Origin of the sequence: Anaerobacillus alkalilacustris (assembly GCF_001866005.1) — a bacterium.
GTDB lineage: Bacteria > Bacillota > Bacilli > Bacillales > Anaerobacillaceae > Anaerobacillus > Anaerobacillus alkalilacustris.
This window is the reverse complement of record NZ_MLQR01000018.1, coordinates 1-8,868: the sequence shown is the minus strand read 5'-3', so window position 1 is coordinate 8,868 and position 8,868 is coordinate 1. Positions and strand designations below refer to the sequence as shown.

Annotated in this window: 10 protein-coding genes and 3 pseudogenes; 7 read left to right on the top strand and 6 right to left on the bottom strand. The window is 33.3% G+C overall.

The genetic code is table 11. The annotated features are described in order from the left end of the window. Positions 1–154, top strand: a 154-nt coding sequence (locus BKP37_RS19150) for a transposase (RefSeq protein WP_139193089.1), incomplete at its 5' end; no start/stop codon positions are given. Positions 155–461: 307 nt separating this feature from the next. On the opposite strand, the gene BKP37_RS08040 is transcribed toward BKP37_RS19150, so the two are convergent. Next, on the bottom strand, positions 462–989 hold the full coding sequence (locus BKP37_RS08040) for a hypothetical protein (RefSeq protein ID WP_071309100.1): 528 nt from the start codon (positions 987–989) through the stop codon (positions 462–464). 78 nt (positions 990–1,067) lie between these two features. Then, a complete protein-coding gene (locus tag BKP37_RS08035) occupies positions 1,068–1,994 on the bottom strand; it encodes a DUF5655 domain-containing protein (RefSeq protein WP_071309099.1) in 927 nt (308 codons plus the stop codon). 345 nt (positions 1,995–2,339) lie between these two features. Here BKP37_RS08035 and BKP37_RS08030 point away from each other — a divergent pair, with 345 nt between their 5' ends. Both BKP37_RS08030 and BKP37_RS08025 read left to right on the top strand, forming a co-directional pair. After that, a complete protein-coding gene (locus tag BKP37_RS08030; protein ID WP_071309098.1) occupies positions 2,340–3,926 on the top strand; it encodes an LA2681 family HEPN domain-containing protein in 1,587 nt (528 codons plus the stop codon). Between the two features lie 219 nt (positions 3,927–4,145). After that, on the top strand, positions 4,146–4,349 hold the full coding sequence (locus BKP37_RS08025; RefSeq protein WP_071309097.1) for a hypothetical protein: 204 nt from the start codon (positions 4,146–4,148) through the stop codon (positions 4,347–4,349). 386 nt (positions 4,350–4,735) lie between these two features. Here the strand turns inward: BKP37_RS08025 and BKP37_RS21125 are convergent. The 3 genes and pseudogenes from BKP37_RS21125 to BKP37_RS21115 form a co-directional block, all read right to left on the bottom strand. After that, positions 4,736–5,286, bottom strand: a pseudogene (locus BKP37_RS21125) (transposase). Beyond that, a pseudogene (locus BKP37_RS21120) lies at positions 5,175–5,552 on the bottom strand (transposase); the annotation flags it as partial. The pseudogenes BKP37_RS21125 and BKP37_RS21120, both read right to left, overlap by 112 nt. Continuing rightward, complete coding sequence (locus tag BKP37_RS21115; RefSeq protein ID WP_483860431.1) at positions 5,506–5,865, bottom strand: transposase; 360 nt, start codon at positions 5,863–5,865, stop codon at positions 5,506–5,508. The pseudogene BKP37_RS21120 and the gene BKP37_RS21115, both read right to left, overlap by 47 nt. 252 nt (positions 5,866–6,117) lie before the next feature. Between BKP37_RS21115 and BKP37_RS19145 the strand changes: the two genes are divergently transcribed. Beyond that, the gene (locus BKP37_RS19145) at positions 6,118–6,549 is read left to right on the top strand and encodes a DUF4829 domain-containing protein (RefSeq protein ID WP_084034595.1); all 432 of its coding nucleotides are present in this window, start codon (positions 6,118–6,120) and stop codon (positions 6,547–6,549) included. A 169-nt stretch (positions 6,550–6,718) separates the two neighbouring features. Here the strand turns inward: BKP37_RS19145 and BKP37_RS08010 are convergent, their stop codons facing one another. Further along, on the bottom strand, positions 6,719–6,970 hold the full coding sequence (locus tag BKP37_RS08010) for an AbrB/MazE/SpoVT family DNA-binding domain-containing protein (protein ID WP_071309096.1): 252 nt from the start codon (positions 6,968–6,970) through the stop codon (positions 6,719–6,721). A gap of 353 nt (positions 6,971–7,323) precedes the next feature. Between BKP37_RS08010 and BKP37_RS08005 the strand changes: the two genes are divergently transcribed. From BKP37_RS08005 to BKP37_RS07995, 3 genes and pseudogenes are all read left to right on the top strand, one after another. After that, on the top strand, positions 7,324–7,524 hold the full coding sequence (locus tag BKP37_RS08005; protein WP_071309095.1) for a hypothetical protein: 201 nt from the start codon (positions 7,324–7,326) through the stop codon (positions 7,522–7,524). Between the two features lie 170 nt (positions 7,525–7,694). Then, positions 7,695–7,986: pseudogene (locus BKP37_RS08000) on the top strand (RNA polymerase alpha subunit C-terminal domain-containing protein). A gap of 93 nt (positions 7,987–8,079) precedes the next feature. Beyond that, positions 8,080–8,451 (top strand): iron chaperone, encoded by a 372-nt coding sequence (locus BKP37_RS07995; RefSeq protein ID WP_071309094.1) that lies wholly within the window; start codon positions 8,080–8,082, stop codon positions 8,449–8,451. The last annotated feature ends 417 nt before the right edge of the window (positions 8,452–8,868 follow it).

Here is an 8,868-nt window from a genome sequence, read left to right as displayed (position 1 = left end):
TAAACGTAAGATCGATGTAGAACCAGTTTTTGGATTCTTGAAGGCTAATTTGCGTTTTACTCGATTTTCTGTACGTGGAAAATCGAAGGTTGGAAACGAAATGGGCCTGGCATTAATGGCCGTGAATATTCGAAAATTCACGGCTAACAACTAAGAATATAAAAGTGGTAATGTAGATAAATGGAAAAAAGTGAGATTGAGTACACTCAAGCTCACTTTTTTTCTAATTAGAAACTAGTTTTGTCCCAGTCTCTTTTTGCGTTTTGAGAGATTGAATTGACATGTAGTGCTAATACAGTTCTGTGTCTAATCAAATAGCTTCCTAGTGAGCTATTTGATTAAGATAAATTTCAGGCGCTCTTACTTATTATTGGTGCGAAAGTTTTCCTCAAGCTTCTCAACCTCAGCTTCTGTTAAACCAGTTAATTCATTGATGTCTCTTGTAGACAAGTCTCGTAGGATTAGTTTTTTGACAAATTCGATTTTTTTTCCTCGATTTTTCCTTTTTCTATGCCTTTTTCAATTCCTTTATTATAGCCTTTTTTCTCCCATGAAGTCATCAGTTCCCTAATTTGGTTCACCTCATCATTCGGAAATTGTTTTAAATTTTTGTATAGATGTATTTCTTCTTCAGTTCTAAGTTTATGGTATTTTTCAAAAATGGCATGAACTAATTTTTGGCGAGCAGGATCTAACTCTAATTTTAGAAAGGTTCGTAAAAATTCAAATTTCATTTGTACTTTTTCTTTCGTATCATAGCCCGTTTTACCAAGTAATGCCAGCGCTACTAGATTAGGTTGTTTAATATAGTCACGCCAATTTCGTTTTTTTAGTTCTAATGTAAAGAAATGAAATGATAATATGTCTTTGAATGGAAATGTAATCGTAAAAGTATCCGGTTCATCTTTAATCATAACATAATTAAAAACAGCTATATGTACAATGGGGAGACGATATTTTTCATAGATACGACTATAGTAGACAAACATACGTTCATAAGTGGTGGGGCACTGAAACCTCTGTCCTGAGACAAAAAATAAAGTTAAGGACTAGCACTAAGCGAGCCTTTAACTAACATCATAACTCATATTAATAAAACTCTTAGCTTTTTCAATATCCTCATTACTACCAATCGTAACTTCTAGATCCCCAGTTCCATAATGTCCAATATTTGTAACATCACGAGTAAAGCCTTGTTCTAATGTAATGCTTTCAGGTTTAACTTTAAGGTATAGCAATATCCTTCCTGATTGTGGATGTATTTCAATACAAGCAAAGTTCTTAATACGTTTGAAAGCTATGTAATGTTTAAGAATTTTTATTTGTACGTCATCACCTAGTGCAGTCATATAAGCCTTTAACGTTTCAAATTTATCAGTTAAATCTGTATTAGCTTGTTCTAAATAATCTGATACTGTTTTAGTCCGGTTAGCTCGATTGGTAAGATGATTAGCTGGAGTTCCTTCATTGCTATACTGTATGGTTTGAGCTGTAGTTGAATTAACTAAATCGAGTAATAAAAATTCATTGTTAAAATGTTTATATTGGTAAAGCTCAATATTTCTGTTTATTTGTTGGACGGCATGTTCGTCGTATTTCGTAAAACCACCTGTAATGCATAGTAATCGAGGGCTACTCCAGTCAATAACGTCTGAAACGCTTTGTCCATATTTCCGCATAACCATCAATTCAAATTCCGCTTTATGATCGAGAAGCCAATCTAGATAAAATAAACCTTGATTTATGACATTTTCGTTAACCGATCGTTTGTATTCAATAATGACAGGTGAATGGTTTTCATCAATACCAAGTGTATCGATTCTGTCTGCATGCCGTTTACCGGTGCTATGTTCCGAAGCTAAAAAGCGTACACCTAAAAAGGTTTCTAAATTTCGTTCAATAATATGTTGAAGTGATTTTTCAACTGATACCGATTGGCCTACTAACTCTTCAACACTTTCTCCTTTTACATGAAAAAGCTTGATATCTCCCATATTACTTTCCCTCCTTTTTGTAATTGTAGAAAATGATGTATGTTCCTCTTGCAACTAAAATTAGCTAGATCCTTTTTCTATAAAGCTTCCCTTATTTAATAGTTAAGTTGCACTTTTTATACAAATTTAAACGAGTGGACATAAAATCCTAATAGGTTCCTTTTTCTATCTCAACTTTTGTTATATAATTCCAAGAGAGAATTGTATTGATATTTACCTAAGGAGTATGGAATGAGTAAACCATGTCCATTTTGTCTTTAAGAAAATATTGTAATGATTTAGCCTTTGCAATCTTTGGTCTATTCCCAGTAAATTAGCCACTTACTATGATAGGGAGGTTTTTATTTGAATAATATACCTACTGTAGCCGAGTTATTAAGAATGAAGGGAATTTCTCATTTGCCGCCTGAAACTATTTTAAATTATTTCAAGATTTTGACGGACTACTGTTACGATCATCCAGATAGTTGTCAACAGGAAATGAGGCACTGGAAAAATTGGTTAGAACAAGTGGAGAGGAAAATGAGGAACCATTCCCTTGCTTATTATTACTACTTCTATGAATCCCACTATTGGACAATCAGGAACATGGTAAGTAAGAAAGAAGAAAATGATTGGAATAATCTTAATCAAGAAAGGATCATTTCCTCATTAAGAAAGAGTTTTGTTTCTATGGCTCAAATAAAAGATGGGGATTACATTCCCGAAATGATGGAACAAATACTCAGCAATATTGGGACAACGTTGAGTGAAATGGGCCGCTTCATTGAATCTATACGATATTTCCAAATGATTTTGAATAATAATAGGAACTTTAATATGGCTTGGGGGAATAGAGGAGTATGTCTTTTCCGTCTTGCTCAAAATATTGCCGATAATGGAGAGCGGTATGTTCTTTTGAAAACGGCAAGAGTTTGTTTTGATAAAGTAAAACAAGATCATATAGTGACAGAATACAACAATAGGGAATTTAAACGTATTGCTAGTATTGCAGATTCAGAGTTACAGAAGATACCAAATCATATTAAGGATAGATATAGAAAGTTAAGCACAGACATAGGAACTTCAGACAAGAGAGAAAAAGAGTATAGGATGTGGGCTCTTAATTGCCGCTTATTCTTAAATGTTTTAGGTGATGCGGGAATTGTAGACGAAGCTGCATCTGATAACCTTTGTCCGTTTAAGTCCTTAAGAAAAGAGAATAACTATTATCAAAAATTTGATGGTTTCTTCAATCATTTAATTGAGCAATTTAGTACAGCAAGATGGTTTTATTATGATGGTGCAAAGCTGGATCCGAAAAAACAACATTATGCAGAAAAAAGAATTTATTATCAGGATCTCGGCGATAGATCAATTAATACGTTAAGTAAGGAAAAGATTTTCGCTTCATTTCGTACTTGCTATTCCATCTTTGATAAAGTTGCGTTTTATTTAAATGAGTATTTCGAGCTTGGTATAAGTAATAACATGGAGATTAATTTACGTAAATTATGGTATAAAGACTATTCAAAAAATAAGCAGCTTCGCCGTTCGGTGCAAAAACATTTAGAGAATCCTCACCTTAAAGCATTATACTGGTTATCAAAGGATGTTTATTATAATGAACGAGATGAAGAACTAGTGGAACCTGCTGCAAGGGAATGGAACAAAATACGTAATCATTTGACTCATCAGTTTATAAGAGTTACTCCTACAGGTTGGGATCAATCCTATCAATTAGATGACCCTGCAAGCTATTGTATTTCTTACGACGATCTTAAAGATAGGTGTCTTCGTATGCTTCAACTTGTTCGTGACACTTTAATATATTTATCCCTAGCAGTAACATATGAAGAATACCGCCACGACGCAGCAGAAAAGCCTTATTTCGGTTATTTAAATATTCAACTAAGTGATGAAATGAAGAAAAAATTGAAAGACAAAGAATAGGAATGTATCGATAATCCTTGTTACTCAATTATTTTACAGTCATTAAGATGTACATCTCAAACATAAAATTTACCATAAATTTGACAAAAAAAGTGTACTGATGACAGACTGTTAGACCTATACTACGAAGCGAAGATCTCCATTTTCAGGTGACTTTGTGAAACATTGTACTTAAGTTAACGGGAGCTGAATAGTTTAAGAAGAAAGGAGAGAGTTTTCTTGGAAAAAGTTAAAACCCATCCGTTAACAATATTTACTTTAATGATGAGTTCTATCTTGATGGCACTATATGCTTATTTAAACTATATTAATCAGGAAATAGGCTATGGGATAGTATTTACAGCATTATTTATTTTTCTAATCGGACTGGTAATTCATAGTATTATGAGGAATAAAAAAATAAATAATGAAAAGACCAAATGAATTCAATCTTATTGAACTAACGCTTCCAATAGCACAACAACGTTGATCATCATTATCGTTTTCTATTTCTTGAAAGGGGTATCTGTAATAAAGTTAAGCCGTGAGAGAGGGGGCTGAAAAAGTAAGTTCATTCTTGTTATGGTTCTATTTGAAAAATTTAATAAAAGCTGATTTATAATATATTTACCTGAATTATTCATACTGCGTGGTTAAGTCATGAAAGAAACCCAAAAACTAATATTTTTCTTAACCATTTAAAAGAAATCATAGTGATTTGGCTACTTGAGATGTGTTTTTAAAATGAACGCTTGAAAATGTTCCGTTTTTGGGCAGACTACTCCCTTGGTCTGGCATACATTTTTAAAAAATTGATTATTGGATGGTTTTTACTCCAGTTTTAGCCTTTGAATTCGCTGTAGTACTTTCCAAAAGAATTCTTGGTACACGAAACTTGAAGCTAGCTTAAAGTAAAGGGATCGTCCTGATTTTACTAATTTACTGGCAACTTTAATAATTCGTGTGCGTATGGTGTCGATTCGCATGGTCTTTTGTTCTTCTGGAAAACAAAGCGTACGCAACCAGTTCGTTAAGTTATAAGCCAATAAAATCAACATCATCTTTACTTCATTTACTTGGTAAGAATGACTATTCATTTTATCAAAACCAAAACCAAAACCATTCTTAGCTTCCTTGGTGTAGTTCTCCATCGTACCTCTTTTTGATAAGTAAGAACGATATCTCTGGGAGAAAAGGCATCTATTAAATTAGTCACTAGGAACGTATGGTTAAACAACAATTCGCCTGCAGGACGTACGGAGTTTATAATTACTTTTCTTGGCTTAGACCATGATTTTGTTTGATAAACGGTTTCTTCAAAATAGCATTCCGTTTCTGTGACATCAGAAGGTACGGATGAAGGAAGGAGTTCATCCGCAATTCGTTGCAGATTGGCATTTGATTAGAGCCGAATAATGTAAAGACGCATTCTTTTTCGCACAAATCATACAAAGCCGGGACGGCAAAACCGCAATCGCCACGAACAAATGGTGTAGTTTCTGGGGATTTTTCATTGTAGTGTTGAATGAGTGGTTGAATAAACTCGACCACACCGTTAGAAATATAGACATTTCCAGGACGTAGATTAGCTTTGATAAAGTCACCAGTTACCCCATCGAAAGCAACTAATGGGTGGAAACCGACTGTTCCATAATGGGCATTGTAAGCGGCAGATTCTTGATCTCCATAGGTATCTGAATGCGTAGAAACAACTGGGTTGTGAAGCTAACGCATCTGTTCCAATGATTTGTGTAAACACAGGATCTTTCGTCAATTGATCAGCAGCGTGATCTTCGGTGTATCCAGCAATAATTTGATAAATCTTTTGACGAAATAAATTTTCATTCGAATGAACAGAGTAACGTCTGTTGTCTTTCAGATGTAAAAACTGTGCCAATGTATTAGAAAAACCTATCTTTTCATCGAATTTTCTAAAAAGGAATTCGCCGGTATCGGACAAGAGTTCTCCTCCGTCATTTGACAATTTAATTTTACGATTGAAATCAAGTGTTAATTGCTGGAAAGTAGCCGTTATAAGAACCCTTTCTGTCGGTTATTTGGTGGTACTTTTAACCTTATCAGAAATGGGTTCTTTTTTCATTTATTTGATGCATGATCGTTTAATGAAAAAGCTTATTAGATAGGCAATTATATACTATTATCGATTTTCTATGAATAATTCAGGTAAAAATATAATATTGAGGGTTGTAATATGAAAAAGACCATATTTTCTATTAGCTTGATAATTGTTTTGGTGTCAATTGTGTTTAATAACCAATTTGGAAAAATCAATAATGTTCAAGTGAGCATTGAACAATCTGTTAAATTTTCTGAGGAGGAAATAAATGAAGCTGTTGTTACAGTAAAGAAAAAGTTTAAGGATTTTAAAGGCTGTGAGCTTACGGACTTATGGTACTCAGAAAATAAATCAAATGAATTCATTAAAGATTATCTCAAATATGGCAAGGGTTCATTAAACGGTATAAAGGAAGAAAATGTTATCATTTTATTATCTAATTTTGATGTTAATTCTTCAGGTGGCGATGGAAGTTTCGAACCAAATTCATCTGAATCCAATTGGAAGTGGATATTGATAAGGGATAGTAAAACGGATAATTGGCGTGTTGATGATTGGGGCCATTAATCAATAGAAGGAGTTTTCTTATTCAAGTAAACGAGAGTGTTAATCAAAATCATTGTTTAAAACTATAAAACCATTCTCTAATGAAAAGAATGGTTTTATAGTCGTTCTGTAGGAGTCTCTATTATGGGAGCTATTTCATCAAATGTGTATTTATGATTTACAACATCCACTATCTGTCCACTAACCCTATAAAAGCTTTGTCATGTTCTTTAATAACATCATTTATAATATCCATGAATTCAGCGTCAACATCTTCAGCGAGAGTTATATGTTCTTTTTTTCGTAAAACAATCTTACCATCTTTGACTTCAACGTGAACATCATCGCCTTGTGCTAATCCAACTTGTCTAAGGAGTTCAGTAGGAATAGTTATTCCATAGCTATTTCCAATTTTAGTAACTTTACGTTCGTACAGTTCCACTTAAATTAAACAAAAAGATGATTAAAACCCATTTTGGTCTTGCATTAATATTTGCTTCGATTGGTAGTGCAGTTTTTCTTAAAGTGTTGAGAGATAATTACCTCTTTTTCTAAAACTGATATTAAGCTAACGGGCAGGCCAGCCTATTATACCCACCCCTCCAAGTAAAGCCCTATCGTTGTTAACGTTGAAAACTATGATTATTAACTATATATAACAAGTAATCACAGATAGGAAATAGGCTGTTTTTACATCTTTATTTACGTTAAATACGGTCGAAAACCATACTACATATAAGGAAGCTTTACTTAAATAAGAATTATATAGAAAAATTATTGAAGGGATGTGTTTATTTGGAGGGCTTAGTTATTATTCTTCCGTTTATGTCAATTATGATTGGCTTATATTTTATTACATTAGGTCTTTGGGAATTAAGAGAAGGTGTAAATAGAAATCAATATATAAAATTTATGTTCACTGGATTATTTTTAATTCTAATTCTAACTCCGTTACTTTGTCTTATTGGGAACTTTTTAAATTTCCGTCTCAATTAATCATTAAGAATGTGAAAGATAACACTTAAAGTAACGAGTGCTCTAATGTTGAATAAGAAATCCGTAAAAACAACAAAGTCAGTTTCTGCATAGTACAACAAGGTTGTAAAACTAATATACAAAATATAAAATGTTAAAGTTGAATACAGAATTTGTTAGGGGGGATTAATTTGACAGTTGAAAAAAGTTTAAGGATTTGTGGAAAGGGGCATAAGTATTACAAAAGTAGTGATTGTCCAAGTTGCCCTACCTGTGATAAAGAGAGTAAGCCTCATAGCGGCTTCCTTTCGAAACTTAGTTCACCTGCAAGAAATGCACTGATTCATGAAGGAATTGATACTTTGCAAGAACTATCGAACTATACTGAAAAAGAAGTATTAAAAATTCATGGTATTGGACCAGCTTCCTTACCTATTAATGAGAAGTTCATTAGAAGAAGATGGGTTATCATTTAAAGAATAATTAATCTATAATATGTGACGTACTTTACTTAACTAAATGGGTTAGCGTTTCTGTAACAGGAACCGGCATAAATTTTATTTTGGAGGGAATAACATGGAAGTTTTTTCTGAATTTTTAGCGGGGATTGATGACCCGTTCCACCGAGAAAGAGCGGAAGAAGTGTTTACTTGGATAAAAAAGAAATATCCAAATTTAAACACAGAAATTAAATGGAAACAACCGATGTTTACAGATCATGGTACATTTATTATTGGATTTAGTGTATCTAAAAAGCATATAGCTGTCGCCCCTGAAAGTGTGACGATCACTCATGTAGAGGATGATATTGTGAAGGCTGGATATGACTACACAAAGGAGCTGATACGAATCCCTTGGAATGATCCAGTTGATTACCCGCTACTTGAGAAAATGATTGAGTTTAATATTTCGGACAAGGCAAACTGTTCTACTTTTTGGCGGAAATAGAAAAATAAGATTGTCCTTAGATGAGATGTGAGGGATACCGAGGGGCTTAAATGAGGAATCAAAATGAGTTTTTTTCAAGATACGGTAAAAAAATTGTACAGTGAACTCGTTTCAGCAAGGTGAAACATTGGAAAATCCCACCTACGCTACGATTAGGGTGGGGGATTAACTCAATGTCATCAGGCTAAAGAGCCAATAACTTACAAATTACATCTAAACCTCTAAATCAGGAAAATATAATCCAGTCTAAAGAAAAGTTTATCAACCAACTTAGGAAAAAAGGCAATAGGATACCCGGGGCTTGTATGTCATTTTTTTACAAGTCCTTGTTTTCTTACTCTCCAATTCTATTAAAAGCTTACACGTTACTCTTTTAAGCTAAAACGAAAATCCTTACAGACATCTCTTTCTATTAAG

Excerpts from the sequence above, each read along its gene's own strand:
- BKP37_RS08040 (WP_071309100.1), bottom strand. The coding sequence starts at position 989 with ATGTTTGTCTACTATAGTCGTATCTATGAAAAATATCGTCTCCCCATT.
- BKP37_RS08035 (WP_071309099.1), bottom strand. The coding sequence starts at position 1,994 with ATGGGAGATATCAAGCTTTTTCATGTAAAAGGAGAAAGTGTTGAAGAG.
- BKP37_RS19145 (WP_084034595.1), top strand. The coding sequence starts at position 6,118 with ATGAAAAAGACCATATTTTCTATTAGCTTGATAATTGTTTTGGTGTCA.
- BKP37_RS07995 (WP_071309094.1), top strand. The coding sequence starts at position 8,080 with ATGGAAGTTTTTTCTGAATTTTTAGCGGGGATTGATGACCCGTTCCAC.